This window comes from Kitasatospora sp. NPDC092286 (genome assembly GCF_044755565.1).
In the GTDB taxonomy this organism is placed as follows: Bacteria; Actinomycetota; Actinomycetes; order Streptomycetales; family Streptomycetaceae; genus Kitasatospora.
Genome location: NZ_JBIVRD010000010.1, coordinates 135,788 through 155,067, shown reverse-complemented (window position 1 = coordinate 155,067; position 19,280 = coordinate 135,788). Strand labels below are relative to the sequence as shown.

Annotated in this window: 16 protein-coding genes and 1 pseudogene; 10 read left to right on the top strand and 7 right to left on the bottom strand. The window is 72.9% G+C overall.

Features of this window, described 5'->3' with window-relative positions; genetic code table 11:
* Position 1: 1 nt before the first annotated feature.
* The 5 genes from sufC (at position 2) to ACIQIB_RS12870 (ending at position 3,730) form a co-directional block, all read left to right on the top strand.
* Positions 2 to 766 carry a Fe-S cluster assembly ATPase SufC gene (gene sufC, locus ACIQIB_RS12890; protein WP_363613507.1) on the top strand — a complete coding sequence of 255 codons (765 nt, stop codon included), beginning with the start codon at positions 2 to 4 and terminating at the stop codon, positions 764 to 766.
* Positions 763 to 2,022, top strand: a complete 1,260-nt coding sequence (locus tag ACIQIB_RS12885) for a cysteine desulfurase (RefSeq protein WP_363613509.1) — start codon at positions 763 to 765, stop codon at positions 2,020 to 2,022. Before sufC ends, ACIQIB_RS12885 begins: the two co-directional genes overlap by 4 nt.
* Before the next feature lie 18 nt (positions 2,023 to 2,040).
* The gene (sufU, locus tag ACIQIB_RS12880) at positions 2,041 to 2,493 is read left to right on the top strand and encodes a Fe-S cluster assembly sulfur transfer protein SufU (protein WP_363613511.1); all 453 of its coding nucleotides are present in this window, start codon (positions 2,041 to 2,043) and stop codon (positions 2,491 to 2,493) included.
* Positions 2,494 to 2,515: 22 nt separating this feature from the next.
* Entirely contained in the window at positions 2,516 to 2,926 is a 411-nt protein-coding gene (locus ACIQIB_RS12875; RefSeq protein ID WP_400757814.1) for a metal-sulfur cluster assembly factor, read from the top strand.
* A gap of 144 nt (positions 2,927 to 3,070) precedes the next feature.
* A complete protein-coding gene (locus tag ACIQIB_RS12870) occupies positions 3,071 to 3,730 on the top strand; it encodes a Uma2 family endonuclease (protein ID WP_400757812.1) in 660 nt (219 codons plus the stop codon).
* Here the strand turns inward: ACIQIB_RS12870 and ACIQIB_RS12865 are convergent.
* The gene (locus tag ACIQIB_RS12865; RefSeq protein ID WP_400757810.1) at positions 3,727 to 5,049 is read right to left on the bottom strand and encodes an MFS transporter; all 1,323 of its coding nucleotides are present in this window, start codon (positions 5,047 to 5,049) and stop codon (positions 3,727 to 3,729) included. The genes ACIQIB_RS12870 and ACIQIB_RS12865 overlap by 4 nt on opposite strands.
* A 365-nt stretch (positions 5,050 to 5,414) precedes the next feature.
* On the opposite strand from ACIQIB_RS12865, the gene ACIQIB_RS12860 reads away from it, so the two are divergent.
* On the top strand, positions 5,415 to 7,034 hold the full coding sequence (locus ACIQIB_RS12860; RefSeq protein WP_400757808.1) for a hypothetical protein: 1,620 nt from the start codon (positions 5,415 to 5,417) through the stop codon (positions 7,032 to 7,034).
* A 70-nt stretch (positions 7,035 to 7,104) separates the two neighbouring features.
* Here the strand turns inward: ACIQIB_RS12860 and ACIQIB_RS12855 are convergent, their stop codons facing one another.
* On the bottom strand, positions 7,105 to 7,548 hold the full coding sequence (locus ACIQIB_RS12855) for a VOC family protein (RefSeq protein ID WP_400757806.1): 444 nt from the start codon (positions 7,546 to 7,548) through the stop codon (positions 7,105 to 7,107).
* 351 nt (positions 7,549 to 7,899) lie between these two features.
* Here ACIQIB_RS12855 and ACIQIB_RS12850 point away from each other — a divergent pair, with 351 nt between their 5' ends.
* Positions 7,900 to 9,051, top strand: coding sequence for a hypothetical protein (locus ACIQIB_RS12850; RefSeq protein WP_363613523.1), 1,152 nt, complete (start codon positions 7,900 to 7,902; stop codon positions 9,049 to 9,051).
* Positions 9,052 to 9,302: 251 nt separating this feature from the next.
* Positions 9,303 to 10,784, top strand: a complete 1,482-nt coding sequence (locus ACIQIB_RS12845; RefSeq protein ID WP_363613525.1) for an alkaline phosphatase PhoX — start codon at positions 9,303 to 9,305, stop codon at positions 10,782 to 10,784.
* Positions 10,785 to 10,845: 61 nt separating this feature from the next.
* Here ACIQIB_RS12845 and ACIQIB_RS12840 read toward each other — a convergent pair whose 3' ends face one another.
* The gene (locus ACIQIB_RS12840) at positions 10,846 to 12,450 is read right to left on the bottom strand and encodes a PucR family transcriptional regulator (protein WP_400757804.1); all 1,605 of its coding nucleotides are present in this window, start codon (positions 12,448 to 12,450) and stop codon (positions 10,846 to 10,848) included.
* Positions 12,451 to 12,750: 300 nt separating this feature from the next.
* Between ACIQIB_RS12840 and pruA the strand changes: the two genes are divergently transcribed.
* Positions 12,751 to 14,379: an L-glutamate gamma-semialdehyde dehydrogenase gene (pruA, locus tag ACIQIB_RS12835; RefSeq protein ID WP_363613529.1), complete on the top strand. Its 1,629-nt coding sequence runs from the start codon at positions 12,751 to 12,753 to the stop codon at positions 14,377 to 14,379.
* A 92-nt stretch (positions 14,380 to 14,471) separates the two neighbouring features.
* Positions 14,472 to 15,401, top strand: coding sequence for a proline dehydrogenase family protein (locus ACIQIB_RS12830; protein WP_363613531.1), 930 nt, complete (start codon positions 14,472 to 14,474; stop codon positions 15,399 to 15,401).
* A 74-nt stretch (positions 15,402 to 15,475) separates the two neighbouring features.
* On the opposite strand, the pseudogene ACIQIB_RS12825 reads toward ACIQIB_RS12830, so the two are convergent.
* The 4 genes and pseudogenes from ACIQIB_RS12825 to ACIQIB_RS12810 form a co-directional block, all read right to left on the bottom strand.
* Positions 15,476 to 15,673, bottom strand: a pseudogene (locus ACIQIB_RS12825) (Uma2 family endonuclease); the annotation flags it as partial.
* A gap of 31 nt (positions 15,674 to 15,704) precedes the next feature.
* Positions 15,705 to 16,193, bottom strand: coding sequence for a GNAT family N-acetyltransferase (locus tag ACIQIB_RS12820; RefSeq protein ID WP_400653881.1), 489 nt, complete (start codon positions 16,191 to 16,193; stop codon positions 15,705 to 15,707).
* Between the two features lie 176 nt (positions 16,194 to 16,369).
* Complete coding sequence (locus ACIQIB_RS12815; RefSeq protein ID WP_400654044.1) at positions 16,370 to 17,611, bottom strand: TerD family protein; 1,242 nt, start codon at positions 17,609 to 17,611, stop codon at positions 16,370 to 16,372.
* Between the two features lie 178 nt (positions 17,612 to 17,789).
* Positions 17,790 to 19,016, bottom strand: coding sequence for a hypothetical protein (locus ACIQIB_RS12810; RefSeq protein ID WP_400757802.1), 1,227 nt, complete (start codon positions 19,014 to 19,016; stop codon positions 17,790 to 17,792).
* Positions 19,017 to 19,280 lie beyond the last annotated feature (264 nt).

Sequence of the window (19,280 nt, the reverse complement as noted above, 5' to 3'; positions counted from 1 at the left end):
CATGGCAACCCTTGAAATCCGCGACCTGCACGTCTCCGTCGAGGCCGAGAACGGCCCCCGGGAGATCCTGAAGGGCGTGGACCTGACCGTGAAGCAGGGCGAGACCCACGCGATCATGGGTCCGAACGGCTCCGGCAAGTCCACCCTCGCGTACTCGCTGGCCGGTCACCCGAAGTACACCGTCACCAGCGGCTCGGTGCTGCTGGACGGCGAGGACGTCCTGGAGATGTCCGTCGACGAGCGCGCCCGGGCCGGCGTCTTCCTGGCCATGCAGTACCCGGTCGAGGTCCCGGGCGTCTCGGTCAGCAACTTCCTGCGGACCGCCGCCACCGCCGTCCGCGGCGAGGCCCCGAAGCTGCGCACCTGGGTGAAGGAGGTCAAGGAGGCGATGGCCGCCCTCCAGATGGACCCGGCCTTCGCCGAGCGCAACGTCAACGAGGGCTTCTCCGGCGGCGAGAAGAAGCGCCACGAGATCCTCCAGCTGGAGCTGCTCAAGCCGAAGATCGCGATCCTCGACGAGACCGACTCCGGCCTGGACGTCGACGCGCTGCGGGTCGTCTCCGAGGGCATCAACCGGGTCCGCTCGACCGGCGAGGTCGGCACCCTGCTGGTCACGCACTACACCCGCATCCTGCGGTACATCAAGCCCGACTACGTCCACGTCTTCGCGGCCGGCCGCATCGTCGAGTCCGGCGGCGCGGAGCTGGCCGACAAGCTGGAGAACGAGGGCTACGAGGCTTATGTGAAGGGCGGCGCTTCCGAGTGACCAACCCCCTGTCGGGCCTGCTCGACACCGACGCGATCCGCAAGGACTTCCCGGTCCTGCAGCGCGTGCTGCACGGCGACAAGCCGCTGGTCTACCTGGACAACGCGGCCACCTCGCAGAAGCCGCGCCAGGTGCTGGAAGCCCTGACCGCCTACTACGAGCAGCACAACGCCAATGTGCACCGCGGGGTGCACGTGCTGGCCGAGGAGGCCACGGCGCTGTACGAGGGCGCCCGCGACAAGGTCGCGGCGTTCGTCAACGCGCCCAGCCGCAACGAGGTGATCTTCACCAAGAACGCCTCGGAGTCGCTCAACCTGGTCGCCAACATGCTCGGCTGGGCCGACGAGCCCTACCGGGTGGACGCCGACTCCGAGATCGTCATCACGGAGATGGAGCACCACTCCAACATCGTCCCGTGGCAGCTGCTCTCGCAGCGCACCGGCGCGAAGCTGAAGTGGTTCGGGCTGACCGACGAGGGCCGGCTCGACCTGTCGAACATCGACGAGCTGATCACCGAGAAGACCAAGGTGGTCTCGTTCACCCTGGTCTCCAACCTGCTGGGCACCGTCAATCCGGTCGAGACCATCGTGCGCAAGGCCCAGTCGGTCGGCGCGCTGGTCGTCATCGACGCCTCGCAGGCCGCGCCGCACATGGTGCTGGACGTGCAGGCGCTGGAGGCCGACTTCGTCGCCTTCACCGGCCACAAGATGCTGGCCCCGACCGGCATCGGCGTGCTCTGGGGCCGCCAGGAGCTGCTGGAGGACCTCCCGCCGTTCCTGGGCGGCGGCGAGATGATCGAGACCGTCACGATGGGCTCGTCCACCTATGCCCCGGCGCCGCACAAGTTCGAGGCGGGCACCCCGCCGATCGCGCAGGCGGTCGGGCTCGGGGCGGCCATCGACTACCTGTCGGGCATCGGCATGGAGAAGATCGCCGCGCACGAGCACGCCATCACCGAGTACGCGGTGGAGCGCCTGCTGGAGGTCCCCGACCTGCGGATCATCGGTCCGCGCACGGCCGTGGACCGGGGCGCCGCGATCTCCTTCACGCTCGGCGACATCCACCCGCACGACGTGGGCCAGGTGCTGGACGAGCAGGGCATCGCCGTGCGCGTCGGCCACCACTGCGCGCGGCCGGTCTGCCTGCGGTACGGAATTCCGGCGACCACGCGGGCGTCGTTCTATCTGTACTCGACGCCGGGCGAGGTCGACGCGCTGATCGACGGTCTGCACCACGTCCGGAACTTCTTCGGCTGACGGGACTGGGCCCACCACATGAAGCTCGACTCGATGTACCAGGACATCATCCTGGACCACTACCGCAACCCCCACGGCAAGGGGCTGCGGGACGGCGACGCCGAGGTGCACCACGTCAACCCGACCTGCGGTGACGAGATCACCCTGCGGGTGCGGCTCGACGGCGCCACGGTCGCGGACGTCTCCTACGAGTCACAGGGCTGTTCCATCAGCCAGGCCAGCGCCTCGGTGCTGAACGACCTGGTGGTCGGCAAGACCGTCGGCGAGGCGCAGGCCGTCCAGGAGGCGTTCCTGGAGCTGATGCAGAGCAAGGGCCAGGGCGAGGGCGACGAGGAGGTGCTGGAGGACGCGGTCGCGTTCGCCGGTGTCTCCAAGTACCCGGCCCGGGTCAAGTGCGCCCTGCTCAGCTGGATGGCCTGGAAGGACGCCACCGCCAAGGCGCTCGCCGGGCAACCCGCCGTCAACGACTGACACCGCAGAGGAGGACAGAACCATGAGTGACACCGACACCACCGACATCGCCGGCACCACCGGCGCACCCGCTTCCCCCGCTGCGGAGGAGGGCCAGGGCCTCATCGCCGGCACCACCGCCGGCACCGTCTCCGTCGAGGACCTGACCGAGGCCCTGATGGACGTCGTCGACCCCGAACTGGGCATCGACGTCGTCAACCTGGGCCTGATCTACGGGATCCACATCGACGAGTCCGACGTGGCCACCATCGACATGACGCTCACCTCGGCGGCCTGCCCGCTGACCGACGTCATCGAGGACCAGGCCAAGTCCGCCACCGACGGCCTCGTCCAGGACCTGCGCATCAACTGGGTCTGGATGCCGCCGTGGGGCCCGGACAAGATCACCGACGACGGCCGCGAGCAGCTCCGCGCCCTCGGCTTCAACGTCTGACGGACGGGCTTCAACGTCTGACGGACGCCGCTCGTCAACCCACTGCCGCGTGACGCTCCCCTTCGGGGGAATGTGTCACGCGGCAGTGGTATATCTGCGAGTGGGTGGTCATGCTGGCCCTGCGACCGTGAAGGGAGCGATGTGATGTCCGTGGTTGCGTCCGGACGGTGGACGTTGCCCGACTCGCCGTACGCCATGTGGGTCCGGGACGAGCTTGCCGCGTATCTGCGGATCCCGGAGGACGGCACACGGGTCGAGGTGATCGGAGGGGAGTTCGTCGTGTCGCCTGCGCCGGTGTTCACGCATGCGGTGATTCTCTCCAACATCCAGCGCGCGGTGGACTACGCGGAGTTCACCGACCCCTCGTTCCCCTGGCGGGTGGTCCAGGGCGTCAACGTCGACCTGGTCGAGATCGGCGACGGCTATGTCCCGGACCTGGTCGTCCTGCACCGGGACACCGTCGACCACGGCTGCGCCGAGGACGTACGTCACCTGTACCCGCAGCAGGTGAACCTGGTGGTGGAGGTGACCTCTCCCTCCAATGCCTACAACGACCGGGAGCCGGTGCTCAGCCGACGGATGCAGGCCACCAAGTGGAACGGGTACGCCCGGGGCGGTGTGCCGCACTACCTCCTGGTCGACCGTGACCCCGAGCGGCCCGGCATCACGCTGTTCGGTGAGCCGGACCGCGGGGCCGGTACGTACGGTGTGCTCGCGACCTGGAAGTTCGGTGAAACGGTCTCATTGCCCGAGCCGTTCCGGTTCGAGATCCCGACGGACCGCCGGCGTCCCTGGTCCGACTAGCGTTTGCGGGCCACCGCCAGGGCCAGGGCGAGGCAGAGTGCGGCGGCCAGGGCGGTGAAGCCGCTGGTGGCGGGGAGAAGGCCGTAGCGCTGGACGAGGGCGCCGACGGCGACGATGGGGAGGGAGCTGCCGAGGTAGACGATGACCCAGAGGGAGCTGAGTTCGGAGCCCCGGCGTTCGGGGTTCATCGCGGCGACGGCGGTGGTGAAGAGCGAGCGGAAGGCGATGCCCTGGCAGGCGCCGCCGAGGACGCTGCCGATGAAGAGCAGCGCGGGGGTGCCGGTGTACTGGGCGGCGACGACCAGGCCGAGCCCGGCGGCGAGGCCGGCCATGCCGAGGGCGACGACCAGCCGGTCGGCGGTCGGCGGGACGAGCAGCTGGGCGGCGGCCGAGGAGCCGAGCAGCAGGGCCGCCACCACGGCACCGACCAGGTGCGAGTCGGTGTGCAGCAGCTTGGCGGAGAAGGCCGGGGCCAGGCTGAGGTAGACACCGAAGACGGCGTACGAGACGAAGCCGGCGCCGGAGGCCAGCAGGAACTCGCGACGGCCGGAGGCCGGCAGGGCGAGCCGCTGCGGGCGTAGGTGGGCCGGGGTGGTGATGCGCGGCGGGGAGGCCGGAGGGCGGCGGCGGCCGGGCATCCTGGGGTGGACGAGGGCGAGCGGCACACAGAGCGCCAGCAGGGCGACGGCGTGCAGCAGGAAGGGCGTCAGCAGCGGGTCGGAGCCGTCGGCCAGCAGTGCGCCGACGACCGGGCCGAGCGCGACGCCGCCGGCGGAACAGGCCAGGGTGAGTTTGGCGGCGAGGGTCGGCCGGTCGGGCATCAGGTCGCCGAGGGCCGCTCCGGCGGCGCCGGTGGACAGGCCCACCGCGATGCCCTGGACGGCCCGGCCGAGGGCCAGCTGCCAGAAGCTGCCGGAGGTGGCGAAGACCACGTCACCGGCGGCGGCCAGGGTCACGGCGGGCAGGATCAGCGCCCGTCGGCCGAGGTGGTCCGACCAGTGGCCGACCACGGCGAGCACCGGGACCAGCGCGAACACGTACACCGTGAACAGGACGGTGGTGTCGAGCGGGGTCAGCGCGAGCCGCTGCTGGAGCAGGGGGTAGATCGGTGTGGCCAGATTGGCGCCGATCAGCATGAGGAGCAGGGCGGCGGCGACAAGGCCGACGCGTATCCCGCGCAGCGCGTTCCAGCGGCTGATCGCGGAGAGCTGGAGCTGGGTGCGGGGCGCGAGCTCCAGGGGAAGCAGGGCCTCCGACAGTCGGCGTCCGTCGAACTGCGCGGTGCGCAGGCCGGAGCCGGCGGGGGAGAGGTCCGCCATGGCAGGGGTCTCCTGTGGCCGGGCACCACCGGGGTCGGCTGGGTGTGCCGGTGCGCCCGTCCTGCGGCGCTGTGGTGGTGGCCTCGGTGCGGGGCTCCCTGGTGGAGCGGGTGAGCGTGGGCCCCTCCTGCCCGGTGCCGGGCGAGGAGGGGAAAGGGCTTCGTCGCCCGGTGGTCCGCGCGGGGTGTGCGCGGTACTGATTCGAAGGATAAGGGGTGGGCGCACTGTTGCGGCGCGCGCCCCTTGGGGCCGGGCGTCGGCGCTGCCAGGCCTATACGCTGAGGTGATGGACCGGCACACGGAGCTCATCCGTTCGGGCCGGGCACTGATCGACCGACTGCTGGCTGTAGGGAGAACGCGCAACGATGGCCGGACGACGTCGTAAGAACGCTGGGGTTTCGTCGGCGGGTGCGCCGGGTGAGGGGCCGGGCGAGGCGGTACTGCCCGCCGACCTGGAGCTGGAGGACCTCTATGGGGCGTTCGCCGCGCACGGGATGGACGACGAGGACCTCGACGACGCTGCCGTGCTGGTACCGCCGGTGAAGCTGCCGTCCGAGGAGGAGCTGGCCGAGCAGGCCAAGGCCGTCCCGATGTTCGGGTACGCGCTGACGCTGGCCCGCTGGACCGCCCCGCACCGGGCGGTGGACGAGTTCGGCGACCTCACCGGCCCGGACCGGGCGCCGGCGGCCCGGCTGCTCGGCCTCGCCCCCGAGGAGGGGGAGGTACCGGAGGAGGCCGTGGTCGAGGCGATGCGGGCCTGGTCGCTGGCGTGCGACCTGGACCTGGTCGAGATCGGCACCACCGCCGAGGGCGAGCACGTCGCCGTCCCGGGGCCGGATCTGGAGCCCGCCGAGCAGGGGGACGCGGAGACCGTCCTGGAGCTCTGGCTGACGGCCGCCGGGATCGTCCGGGAGCTGGCCGCGGAGGCGGACTCGCTGCCGGAGGAGGAAGGGGCCGAGGGCGAGGCAGAGGAGGACGAGGACCGGCTGACGCAGGTCGAGGAGGCCCGGGACGAGGCCGCCGAGCTGCTCGACGAGGCGCTCCAGGTGCTGTACGAGACCACCGCCTTCGCCGACCCGGGCAGTGAGACCGTGCCGCTGGGCGTGCTGGCCGCGCTGCTGGTCGTGCCGGAGGGCGAGGAGCCGAGCGAGGAACTGCTCGGCGACATCACCGATGTGATGGTCACCCTGGACCCGATGCTCGGCGACCTCGCCGAGCTGGGCCTGCTGGACTACCGCCCGATCGACCCGGAGCTGTTCGACGAGGAGGAGCCGGAGGGCGGCGCCCCGGCCGGGGAGGAGCCGCTGGACGAGGAGGAGTCCGCGCGCTTCGGCCTGGTCCGGCTCACCCCGCTCGGCCAGTACGGGATCCGGCAGTGGCTGCTGGAGGACGGGTACGACGCGCCGCTGGTCGGCGAGCTGGCCCAGGGCGACGCCGTCGAGCTGCTGCGGACGGTCTGCGAGGCGGCCAATGTGCTGCCCGAGGAGGAGCTGCGGGTCTGGGTCACCGGCCGGGAGCCGGTCGAGGCGGCGCGCGAACTGCTCGCGGCGGCGCGCGGCGACGACACGTACGCTCCGCTGCGCCGGATGCTCTGCCAGCTGGCGCTGACCATGCTCGGCGGGGCCGCCGAGCCCGCCGTCCGGGAGGTGCTGGACGACCCGGAGCTGGGCGGCGGAGCCCGCGCCTGGCTGGCCTCCATCGGGGCGGCGGACGTGCCGACGCCGGAACGGGCGATGGTGCTGTGGACGGTGGTCGACACCTTCGCCGCCCAGCTGCTGGACAGCGGCGGCGACGCGGAGCTGCTGCGCGAGCTGATCGCCGGGCTGCCGGTGACGGACAATCCGGCGAGTTACTTCGGCGAGCTCTGGCGGGTCGACCACCCGTACACGGCGGACGTGCTGGAGGCCGTCGGCGAGCTGCACCTCGACCGGGCGGTGGCCAAGGAGGCCCGCAAGGCGGCCTTCAAGGCGCGGTCGAAGAAGTGAGCCAGGGCCCGGACGGGCCCCAGGACGTGTCCGACGGTTCGCGCATGCGGCGGGAACCGTCGGACACGCCCTACGGGAGGTCGAGCGAGCCGTCCTCGGTGAAGGGGAAGAACGGGTTGTGGGCCAGCTCCCAGAGGTGCCCGTCCGGGTCCTCGAAGTAGCCGGAGTAGCCGCCCCAGCTGGTCGTGGCCGGCGGCTTGACCACGCCGGCGCCCGCCTCGACGGCCGTCCGCAGAGCGGCGTCCACCAGCTCGGGGGACTCCAGGTTCACCGCGAGGGTGACGCCGCGGAAGGCCGGCTCGCCGGTGGCGGGCAAGCCCGCGTCGGCGGCCAGCTCGTCGTACGGGAAGAGGCCGAGCACGGAGTCGGCGGTACGGAACCAGACGATCTCCGGGCTGGAGACGGACGACCGCTTCCAGCCGAGGCCTTCGTAGAAGCGGGTGCTGCGGTCGAGATCACTCACCCCGAGGGTGACGATGCTGATCCGGGCCGGAACGTTGCTGTTCGCTGTCATGCCCGACAGCGTAGGCAGGGCGACTGACAGGGGCCCGCCCTGACACGGCCCCGCCCTGCCCGTCCGCCCCCGGTCGGGCCGGTCGTCCGGGCCGATCAGCCGGGCGTGCAGCGGGAGCTGATGACCCGGCAGGTACCGGCCACGTATCGTTTCCCGAGGCGGCGCGAGGGCGGCGAGGACTCGGGGGTGCGGCACAGCATGATGCGGGAGAGCGGCGGCAGGCCCCAGGAGCAGAACGGCCCCCGGGCGGACGGCTCCGCCGGGGGCGGACCCTTCGGGGGCGGGACCGCGGCGGGTGGTTCCGCGATGGGCGGTTCCGCGGCGGGTGGTCCTGCGGTGGGTGGTCCTGCGGTGGGTGGTCAGGTCGGCCACGGCCCGCGCGGGACGGACCCGCGCGGCCAGGAGGAGCGGCTCGCCGACCAGGAGGAGTTCGCGCGCCGCACCCTCGCCGCGGCGGACTTCCCGGTGTACGGGGTGGCGGCCGGGGCCGGCCGGGACGGCGACGCGCTGGCCGCGTTCGAGACCGCCGACGGCGAGCTGTGCTGGGTCGAGGTCCACTCCGGCGACCGGACCAGCGCCGACGGCCCGTACGTCACCGTGCGCACCTACCGGCCCGGCGCCGAGAACCGCGGCCGGCTGCCGGAGCTGGAGGACGTGGTCGAGGACGAGCGCGACCGGGTCTACGAGCAGCTCGGCGTCGACGAGGGCGAGGGCCCGGGCCGGGTCCGGGCGCTGCGCGAGTGGATCACCGTGGAGGGCGAGCCCCGCGCGGTCGAACTGCACGAGGACCGGCGCGAACTCTGGCACCGCCCGGACGCCCCCGGCACCGGCCCGGTCTGGGCGGCCCGGCTGCGGGTGGACGGGCTGACCGTCACGGTCTGCGGGCGGGGGGTGCCGCCCGGCGGCGTCGAACTGGCCCGGATCGGGGACTTCGAGCGGTACCTGCTCGGCCGGACCGGGCTGCTGCGCGCCCTCGCCTCCCGGCGCGGCCGCCATGTGCCGGTGGAGGAGCGCGACCTCGCCCCCGCCGTCGGGCTGGAGGCGCACCGGGCGGTGATCGAGCACAGCATCAGGGAGTCCGCCGCCGTCGAGGCGCAGGTCCGGGCGGGGCGTACGCCGCGGCTGCCGCGCGGGCTGCGCGGGGAGAACGGCGCGCTGCGCTGGGAGGCCGCGGTGCGCCAGCAGATGCGGCTCGCCACGGAGACCCGGGAGGAGGCGGTCGCGGCGGTGACGGCGATGGTCAACCACCTCAACCGGCTCTCCCGGCAGACCCAGTGGGTGGTCGGCACGCCGGAGGGGCAGGCCGCCGTCGAGGAGGTCATCCGGTACACGGTGTTCGCCAGCGAGGTGGCGAGCCTGCCGGCGCAGCGGGCGTGGGAGCAGCTCTGGCGGAACCGGCCGGGCGGGGGAGACCCGTTCGACCGGGAGGAGCAGCGGCGGATCGAGGAGCAGCTGTGGCTGTCGGCCTGGGAGCAGTGGCGGTCGGCGCGGGCGGGGAGGTAGCCGGGGGGTGGTGCGGCCGGGCGGTGCGGCCGGGAGGTGTGGCAGGCGGGATGCCCGGCGGCAGGACGGCAAAGGGGCGGTCATGGATTGGCATACGGTCCGCAAATGACCACCCCGACGAGGTGTCCACGTCACCGGGAGTTCACCGGGGCGGCGGAGTCTGCTGGACGTCGACGGTCTGCCTCGACAACTCGTACGCCACGCACCGGGCACCGTCCCGGTCGGCGGCCCACCCCTCAGGAGTGACTGCCATGTCGCTGTCCCGCCGGGACTTCGTCAACCGTTCCACCCTCGTCGGGGCCGGCGTTCTGATCGCCGGCAGCGCCGAGGCCCTGGCCAGCGCCCCCGGCGCGATCGCCGCCCCGGTGGGCGGCGAGGTGCAGGCCGCCGCGACCGCCGACGCCGAGCGTGCCGCCGTCGGTTACGGTCCGCTGGTCCAGGACCCGCAGAACCTGCTCTCGCTGCCCAAGGGCTTCAAGTACACCGTCGTGAACCGGACCGGCGTCACCAAGCTGCGCACCGGCGAGTTCACCCCCAGCAACCACGACGGCACCTCCGCCTTCGAGGACGAGCGCGGCGGCAACCTGCTGGTCGTCAACCACGAGCTGAGCGGCGCCCGCGCCAACTGGCCGTACCCGGTGCCGCTGACCGAGGGCCACGTCTACGACCCGGGCGCGGCCGGCGGCTGCACCATCGTGCACGCCAAGGCCAACGGCAAGGTCGAGCAGTGGGTCGGCATCGCCGGCACCTCCACCAACTGCGCCGGTGGCGTGACCCCGTGGGGCACCTGGCTGTCGGGCGAGGAGACCGAGGACAAGGCCGGCAAGAACGGCTTCACCAAGGACCACGGCTACATCTTCGAGGTCGACCCGTTCGACGACGAGTACAACCAGAACCCGCAGCCGGTGAAGGCCTTCGGCCGCTACGCGCACGAGGCCGTCGTCGTCGACCCCAAGCGCGGCCAGGTCTACCTGACCGAGGACGCCTCCAACCCCAACGGCCTGCTGTTCCGCTGGACCCCGCCGGCCGGCTTCAAGCACGGCCGCTACCAGCTGCGCAAGCTCGCCGCCGACGCCGGTGTGCTGGAGGCCTTCAAGGTCTTCGACTCGCAGGGCAAGTTCATCGACGACCTGTCGCGCGCCACCAAGGTGGGCACCACCTACGGCGTGGACTGGGTCAAGGTCGAGGACCGCGACGCCCGTACGGTCTCCGTCCGCAAGCAGTTCAAGGACGGCGAGGTCACCCGTGCCCGCAAGCTGGAGGGCATGTGGTGGGGTGACGGCGGCTTCTACTTCGTCTCCTCCTTCGCCCGGTCGGAGAGCCCCGTCCAGCACGACGGCCAGGTCTGGTTCTTCAACCCGGCCCGCCGCACCATCACCCTGAAGGTGCTGCTCGGCGTCAACACCGACGTGTTCGGCGACCACGACAACTACGACGGCCCGGACAACATCACCGTCTCGCCCTACGGCGGCATCGTGATCGCCGAGGACGGCGAGGGCGTCTCGCACCTGTTCGGCGCCACCGAGGACGGGCTGACCTACCCGATCGCCCGCAACGAGCTGAACATCGGCACCGCCGAGAAGCCCGAGTTCAGCGAGTTCACCGGGGTGACCTTCTCGGACGACGGCAAGACGCTGTTCGCCAACATCCAGGTGCCGGGCATCCAGCTGGCCATCACCGGCCCCTGGCACCGGCTGAACGAGCACAAGCGCGGCCAGGGCTACGGCGCCTGACCCGAGGTGTGACGGGAAGGGGTCCGCTCCGGCGGGCCCCTTCAGTCGTCTTCAGTTGTCTTCAGTCGTCCGCGGGCAGCCGCAGTTGCAGCATCGCCAGCAGCCGCTGCTGCGGCTGGGTCAGGTCGATGCCGGTCAACTGCTCGGCCCGGCGCACCCGGTAGCGCAGGGTGTTGGGGTGGATGTGCAGGGCGTCCGCGGCGACCCGGACCTCGCCGAGCGCGTCCAGCCAGGCCAGCACCGACTCGGCGAGCCGGGTGCCGTGCCGGCGGTCGTACCCGGCCAGCGCGGTCAGCCGCGGGTCACGCAGGCCGCTCCGCTCCTGCAGCAGCGCCAGCATCTCGCTGACCAGCACCTCCGCCTGGACGTCGATCAGCGCCGCGACCTCCAGGTCCACCCCGCCGCGGCCCATCGCGTCCAGGATGCGGTCCGCCTGCGCACGGGACTCGGGCACCTGGGCCAGGCCGTCCACCGTCGAGCCGATCGCCGCCCGCAGCGGCACGCCCAGGTGCTCCCGGGCGGCCTCGACCACCCCCCGCGCCCAGTCCCGGACCGTCGTCATCGGCAGGCCGGCCGGCAGCTCGGGCAGCAGCACGTACACCCGGGACTCGATCGGCGCGAGCAGCGCGGCCCGGTGCCGGGCGGCGGTGTGCACCGAGATCAGACCGGTCACCTCGGCCCGGGTGAGGGCCTCCGTGGTGTGCGCGCTGTACGCCAGGACGGTGGCCGGGCGGCGCAGGTCCAGGCCCAGATGGGTGGCCAGGGACTGCGGGCCGGTCGAGCCCTCCAGCAGCCCGGTGAGCAGGGTCCGGGTCAGCCGGACGTCCGCCGACAGCTCCCGGCGCCGTCGCACCAACTGCGCCGCCGCCACCCGGGCCGCGCCGACCAGCGCCTGCTCGGCGAGCGGCGCGAGCGGCTGGGCGCCCTCCTGCACCCAGATGGTGCCGAGCGGCTGCGCCCCGGCCCGGATGCCGATCGCGAGCCGGCGGCGCAGGCCCAGCTCCGGGTGCGGGTCGACCGCGATCGCCGTGTCCGAGCTGCGCAGATGCTGGAAGATGCCCCACTCGCGGAGCTTGGAGAGGTACGGCTCGGGCCCCTGCCAGCCGAGGATGGAGAGCCGCCGGAGGTCGTCCACCTCGTCGGAGTCGGAGGAACGGGAGTAGGCCAGCACCCGGCTGGAGGTGTCCTCGATCGAGACGATGCCGTTGGTGAGCACGGCGACGGTCTGGGCGAGCGAGAAGAGGTCGCCCGCGTTGTGCTCGGGGGCGCCCGGCCCGTCCGGTGCGTCCGGCCCGGCGATGATCGCGCGGGCGAGCGAGTCCAGGTGCTCCCAGCGGGTCTCGCGGCGGACCGAGAGCAGCGCGACGCCCGCCTCGGTGGCCGCCTCGCGCAGCGCGTCCGCCTGGCCGGGGCCGTCCAGCTTGACGGCCACCGCCGCCGCGCCGGCCCGGCCGGCCGCGCGCAGGGCCGGCAGCGCGGCCCGGCCGCGGGCGCCGATGGCGAGGACCAGCTCGCCCGGTGCGGCGACCGGCGGGTCCTCCGGGTCGAGGATCGCCACGTCGCGGACCGGTACGTCCAACCCCTGGGGGGCGGCCTGGAGTTCGACCAGCGGCTCGCCGAGGGACATCAGCAGTTGCCGGAGCGGGAGGCCGAGGGGCTGGGACACCGGGCCTCCTTCATCCACGCGGACAACGGTGTACGGACGATTTTAGCCGGGCGGACGAAACCGGGAGCCGGGCCGCCGGACCGGCCGGCGCCGGGCAGCCGACGCGGTGGCCGGGGCGCTGACCAGGGGACAACCGTGACCGCCCCGTGATCCCTTCGTCGGGCCGGACAACGCCGTACGGGGGACTTTAGCCGCCCGGCCAATCAAGTGGGCCGCCGGGCAGGAATAGCGTTCGTGCTGTGGCCGACGCGCGACCCGCGTCGGCATCCCCCCCCGCGAACCGAAGGAGAGCGTGCGCTCATGGATGCTGTGACCCAGGTCCCCGCGCCGGTGAACGAGCCGGTCCACAGCTACGCCCCGGGCAGCCCCGAACGGGCCCGTCTGGAGGCCAGGCTGAAGGAGCTGGGCGGCCAGGAGCCGGTCCAGCTGACCATGACGATCAACGGTGAGCGCCGCCTCGGCGGCGGCACCGAGATCCACGTCGTCCAGCCGCACAACCACGCGGCGAGGCTCGGTACGCTGCGCAACGCCACCCAGGCCGACGCGCAGGACGCCATCGACGCTGCCCTGGCCGCCGCCCCGGCCTGGCAGGCGCTCTCCTTCGACTCCCGCGCCGCGATCTTCCTCAAGGCCGCCGACCTGCTGGCCGGCCCCTGGCGCGAGACCCTGGCCGCCGCCACCATGCTCGGCCAGTCCAAGACCGCGCAGCAGGCCGAGATCGACACCCCCTGCGAACTGGTCGACTTCCTGCGCTTCAACGTGCACTTCGCCCGCCAGATCATGGCCGAGCAGCCGCTCTCCTCCGAGGGCGTGTGGAACCGCAGCGACCACCGCCCGCTGGAGGGCTTCGTCTACGCGATCACCCCGTTCAACTTCACCGCCATCGCGGGCAACCTGCCGACCGCGCCCGCGCTGATGGGCAACGTGGTGCTCTGGAAGCCCTCCCCGACCCAGCAGTTCTCCGCGCACCTGCTGATGCAGCTGCTGGAGGAGGCCGGGCTGCCCAGGGGCGTCATCAACATGGTGACCGGTGACGGCCTGGCGGTCTCGGACGTCGCGCTGAAGCACCCCGCGCTGGCCGGCATCCACTTCACCGGCTCGACCGCCACCTTCCAGCACCTGTGGCGCGAGGTCGGCACCAACATCTCCGGCTACCGCACCTACCCGCGGATCGTCGGCGAGACCGGCGGCAAGGACTTCCTGGTCGCCCACCCGTCCGCCGACCCGGCCGTGCTGAAGACCGCGATGACCCGCGGCGCCTTCGAGTTCCAGGGCCAGAAGTGCTCGGCGCTCTCCCGGGCCTACGTCCCGGCGTCGGTCTGGGCCGGCCTCAAGGACGCGTTCCGCGACGAGGTCGAGGGCCTGACCATGGGCGACGTCACCGACCTGGCGAACTTCATGTCCGCCGTCATCGACGAGCGCTCCTTCGCCAAGAACAAGGCCGCGATCGACCGGGCCCAGGCGGACCCGAAGGTCGAGGTCCTGGCCGGCGGCACCTACGACGACTCGGTCGGCTACTTCGTCCGCCCGACCGTGCTGGTCTGCGAGGACCCGGCGAGCGAGTACTTCCGGGACGAGTACTTCGGCCCGGTCCTCGCGGTGTACGTCTACGAGGACGAGAAGTACGAGGAGATGCTGGCGCAGATGGAGTCGGTGTCCTCGTACGGGCTGACCGGCGCGATCATCGCCCAGGACCGGGCCGCCGCCCAGGACGCCATGCACAAGCTGCGGTTCGCGGCCGGCAACTTCTACATCAACGACAAGCCGACCGGCGCGGTCGTCGGCCAGCAGCCGTTCGGCGGCGGCCGGGCCTCGGGCACCAACGACAAGGCCGGCGCCAAGCAGAACCTGGCGCGCTGGACCTCGACCCGCTCGGTCAAGGAAACCTTCGTCCCGCCGACGGACTACCGCTACCCGCACATGGGCTGAGCGCCCGCCCACGTGGCGGGCGGGCCCACCCCACAGGCCCGCCCGCCGCTTTCCTTCTGCCACCCTTAGAAGCACCAGCTCCAGGAGTCACGATGCTCCGTTCCGCCCTCCTCGCGGCCTCCCGCTCCCCGCAGGTCCGCACCGTCGTCGAGAAGTTCCCGCCGACCCACGCGATAGTCGAACGCTTCGTCGCCGGTGAGGCCCTCGACGACGCCGTCACCGCCTGCGACGACCTGGTCGCCACCGGCCGCAAGGTCACCCTGGACCACCTCGGTGAGGACACCCAGGACGCCGCCCAGGCCGCCGGCACCGCCGAGGCCTACGAGCACCTGCTCACGGCGCTCAAGGAGACCGGCCTCGCGGCGGGTGCCGAGGTGTCGGTGAAGCTGTCGGCCGTCGGCCAGTTCCTCCCGGTGGACGGCGAGAAGATCGCGCTGGAGAACGCCCGCCGGATCTGCGAGGCGGCCGCCGCGGCCGGCACCACGGTGACGCTCGACATGGAGGACCACACCACCACGGACTCCACCCTGGCCATCGCGCGTGAGCTGCGCGCCGACTTCCCGTGGCTGGGCGTCGTCCTCCAGGCCTACCTGCGCCGCACCGAGGCCGACTGCCGCGAGTTCAGCGGCCCCGGCTCGCGGGTGCGCCTCTGCAAGGGCGCCTACAAGGAGCCGGAGTCGGTCGCCTTCCAGGGCAAGCACGAGGTCGACCTGGCGTACGTCCGGGCGCTGAAGGTCCTGATGGCCGGCGAGGGTTACCCGATGATCGCCTCGCACGACCCCAACATGATCAAGATCGCCGGGCAGCTCGCCCAGTGGAACGGCCGCAAGCGCGACTCCTTCGAGTACCAGATGCTCTTCGGCATCCGCCCCGAGGAGCAGCTGCGGCTGGCCGCCGAGGGCAACACCATGCGGGTGTACCTGCCGTACGGCCAGGAGTGGTACGGGTACTTCATGCGCAGGCTCGCCGAGCGCCCGGCCAACCTGACCTTCTTCCTGCGCGCCATGGCGACGCGCGGCTGAGGCTCTCCCGTGCTCGTACGGCCCGCACCCCCGGTGGAAGGGGGTGCGGGCCGTACGGCGTGGCGGGGCGGTGCTCAGAGGAACGGCTTGGTGTCCAGCTCGAAGCCGAACGGGGCGGGCAGCGCGAGCGGTCGGCCGAGCGGGGCGAGGTGCACTTCGGTGTACTCGTCGCCGTGCGGCGTGCTGAAGATGCTGACCTGGGACCTGTCGCGGTCGATCAGGAGGTGGAGCGGGACGGCGGCGCGGGCGTAGCAGTGCCGCTTGGTGATCCGGTCCCGGTCGTAGGCCGGCCTCGGGCCTGGTTCAGAGTGCGCGGTGCATGATGTGCAGGCCGACGTAGCCGTGGACCGGGTGGCGGAAGCCCTCGGGGAGGGTGCCGAGGATGTCGAAGCCGAGGGACCGGTACAGCCGCACCGCGGGCTCGTTCGAGGCCACGACCGCGTTGAACTGCATGGCCCGGTACCCGGCCCGGCGGGCCCACTCCAGCGAGTACCCGGCGAGGGCGCGGCCGACGCCCCGGCCGGCGTGCGCCGGGTCGACCATGTAGCCGGCGCTCGCGATGTGCGAGCCGTTGCCCAGGTGGTTGCGGTTCATCTTGGCGGTGCCGAGGACGGTGCCCGCCTCGTCCACGGCGACCACCGTCCGGTACGGGGCGGCCAGCAGCCACCAGTCGCGGCCCTGGTCGGAGGAGAGGTCCAGCGGGTAGGTGAAGGTCTCGCCGGCGGCCACGATGGCGTGGAAGAAGGGCCAGATGGCCGGCCAGTCCTCGGTGGTGGCTTCCCTGATCAGCATCCGGACAGGATGACGGCCGGGTGGCGGCGCCGCCACCGGTTTTGCGCCCGGCGCGGCGGCCCTGGGCGGTGGTCCTGGGCGGTGGTCCTGGACGACGGCCCTGGACGGCGGCCCGCCCCCGGTGCCCGGGAAAGGGGCTTCGGGGGCGGGCCGGACGACGCGCGGGGGGAGCCTGCTCAGAGCATCGCGGCGGCGGGCTTGACCATGGCGCGGGCGGTCTTGGCGTCGACGTACTCGCCGATGGCGGTCATCACCCATTCGCCGGAGTACTGGCGGACCAGCTTGCACATCACCACACCGGTGTGCGGCTCGGCGTGGGTGAGGTCGAAGCGGACCAGCTCCTGGCCGGAACCGGCGTCCACCAGGCGGCAGTAGGCGTTCTTGACGTCGGTGAACTTCTGGCCGGAGAAGGAGTTCACCACGAACACCAGGCCGCAGACCTCCGGCGGCAGGCCGTCGAGGTGGACGGTGATCGACTCGTCGTCGCCGCCGCCCTCGCCGGTGAGGTTGTCGCCGGAGTGGGCGATGGCGCCCTTGAAGACGGACAGCTTCATGAACCAGGCCGTCTCCAGCTTCTCGCGCTTGCCGTCGAAGGCGATGCAGGAGGCGTCGAGGTCGATGCTGCGGCCGCGGCCGGCGGGCTCCCAGCCGAGGCCCATCCGGACGGAGGAGAGGAAGGGCTTGCCGTTCTTCTCCAGGGAGACCGAGCCGCCCTTGGTGAGGTTCACCCGGCCCTTGTCCAGGGTGATCTTGGTGAGCGAGGGCGCGGGGGGCGCCGGGGGCGCGGGCGGGGCCGGGGGTACCGGGGGAGCGGTCTGCGGCATCGGCGGGGCGGCCGGCGGCGGGGCCATGGGCGGCGCGACGGGCGGTGCGGGGGGCGCGACGGGCGGTGCGGCGACGGGCGCGGCGGTGACCGGCGCGGGCTCGTCCTCGACGTTGACGCCGAAGTCGGTGGCGATGCCGGCCAGGCCGTTGGCGTAACCCTGGCCGACCGCGCGGACCTTCCAGGCGCCGCCCCGCTGGTAGACCTCGACCACGATCAGCGCGGTCTCGCGGCCCAGCGCCGGCGGGGTGAAGGTGACCAGCACCTGGCCGGTGTCGGCGTCGCGGACGGTCGCGGTCGGCTCGATGCCCGCGAAGGTGGCGCCGGCCTCGTCGGGGCTGGCCGTCACCACGACCTTGGTGATGCCGGCCGGGACGGCGCCGGTGTCGATGGTGATGGCGTCCGGGGTGCCGCCGCCGGCCGGGCGGTGGGTCACACCGGGGCCGTCGGGGGCGTTGAAGAACACGAAGTCGGCGTCCGAGCGGACCTTTCCGGCGTCGGTCAGCAACAGGCCGGAGACGTCCAGCGCCTTGGGCGCGGTGACCTCGACGGTCACCCGCGCGGCGGTCAGCGGGGCGTTGCCGCCTTGGGTCAGGACCGTGGACACGAACTCCTCCTCGGATGCGGTGGCACGGCGTTCGGGGCCCGAGTCGGGGCCCCTGTGCCGATTGGTACCCACAGTAACGAACGGGGTTGCCGGGACGAGCCCGAGAAGGGCCGTGACCTGTCGGATTGTCGGATCGCGGCCGGGTGCTGGTTCGGTGGACGGCGGCTCAGCGGGACGGCGCGGTGAAGGTGCCGAGGGCGGCGACGGCCCGGGGGCGGTGGATGCCGAACGCGGCGGCGTTCCAGCTCTCGGTGCTCCGGCTCCCGGCCGCCCGGTGCTCCGGCCCGGCGGTCCGTTCCGGGGCGGCGGCCGGGCGGGTACCGCGCACGCCGAAGGTGTAGTGGCCGGGGCGGACGTCGGTGCCGGCCGGGGTGGTGAACCGGTAGACCAGCACACCGCGTTCCTGGTGGGCGGTGACCACGGTGCCGGGCAGATCGGTCCAGGCGGTGCCGGTGCCGGGGGCCAACTCGCCGGGGGCGAGCCGGAACTCGGCCTGGAGCGCGGTGAGCGGCTCGGCGACGGTCAGGGAGAGCAGGTGCCGGAGGCCGTCGCGGCCGACCGGCTGCACGAGGGCGCGGCCGGTCAGGGCCGCGTCGGTGGCACCGTCGTCGGCCGGATCGGCCGGATCGGCGGGCTCGACGGGATCGTCCGGGACTGACGGGTCGGCGGGGTCCTCGTCGGTCGAGCGGCTGTCGGGTGCGGCGGGCGCGGGCGAGGACTTGGTGAACGGACGTGGGGTGGCGGGCGGTTCGGCGGCCGGGCCGGCAGGGGGTGCGGTGGGCCGCTCCCGGACCGGGCCGAGGGCCTCGGCGGACGGATCGGCGAAGGCGCCCTGGCCGGTGTCGGAGGGGGCGGCGAGGGGCCCGTGGACGGCGGCCCCGGGTGTGCCCGTCCCCTTGCCGTGGGTGTCGGCGTCGTGCGTACCGGGCGAGGGGGAGCCGGCCTCGTACGGGCCCGGGCGGGGCGCGTCCGGGCGGGGCGCGGTGGAGACGCTGGGCGAGGCCGTCCCCGAGGGGCCGGCCGAGGGCCGCCGCGACGAGGGCGCGGCCGGGGTCCGGTCGGCGGCGCCGTGGGCCTGATCGGTGGTGGACTGATCGGCGGCGGCCTGGCCCGTGGCGGCCTGATCGGGGGCCGGGCTGGGCGGGGGAGGGCTGGAGCCGACCCGGGCGACCCCGGCCCGGCGGCCGACGCCCTGCTGCTCGTTGAGCAGGTAGGTGGTGGCGATGCTGATGCCGACCACGGTGGACATCGCCATCGCGGCCCCGGAGAAGCGGAGGGTGGGCAGCCGGAGCCGGCCGCCGAACGGCTTCCGTCTGCCGTGCCGGCCGTGGCGCTCGTGCCACTGGTCGCGCTCGTGGCGTACGCCCCGCTCGGTGTCCTCGCGCAGAGCCACCGGACCCTCCCTCCCCGAAGTCGGCGTTGCGGTCGCCGTATCCTCCCACGCGCTGCGGGAAGGCCCGAATCGCCGTCACGGGCGGACTGCCGCCGGGCGCGCCCGTGCGGGTCCGCCGGTGTTCGCGCGCTCGCGCGCGCCGGCAGGGGGACGAGCGTACCAGCGGGTGGCCGGGCCCGGACCAGACCTTGGACCGAATTGATCCAATACGTGGACAGCCTTCTGGGGAAAGGAAATTGACGATCCGTCTGATAAGGCCGGTAA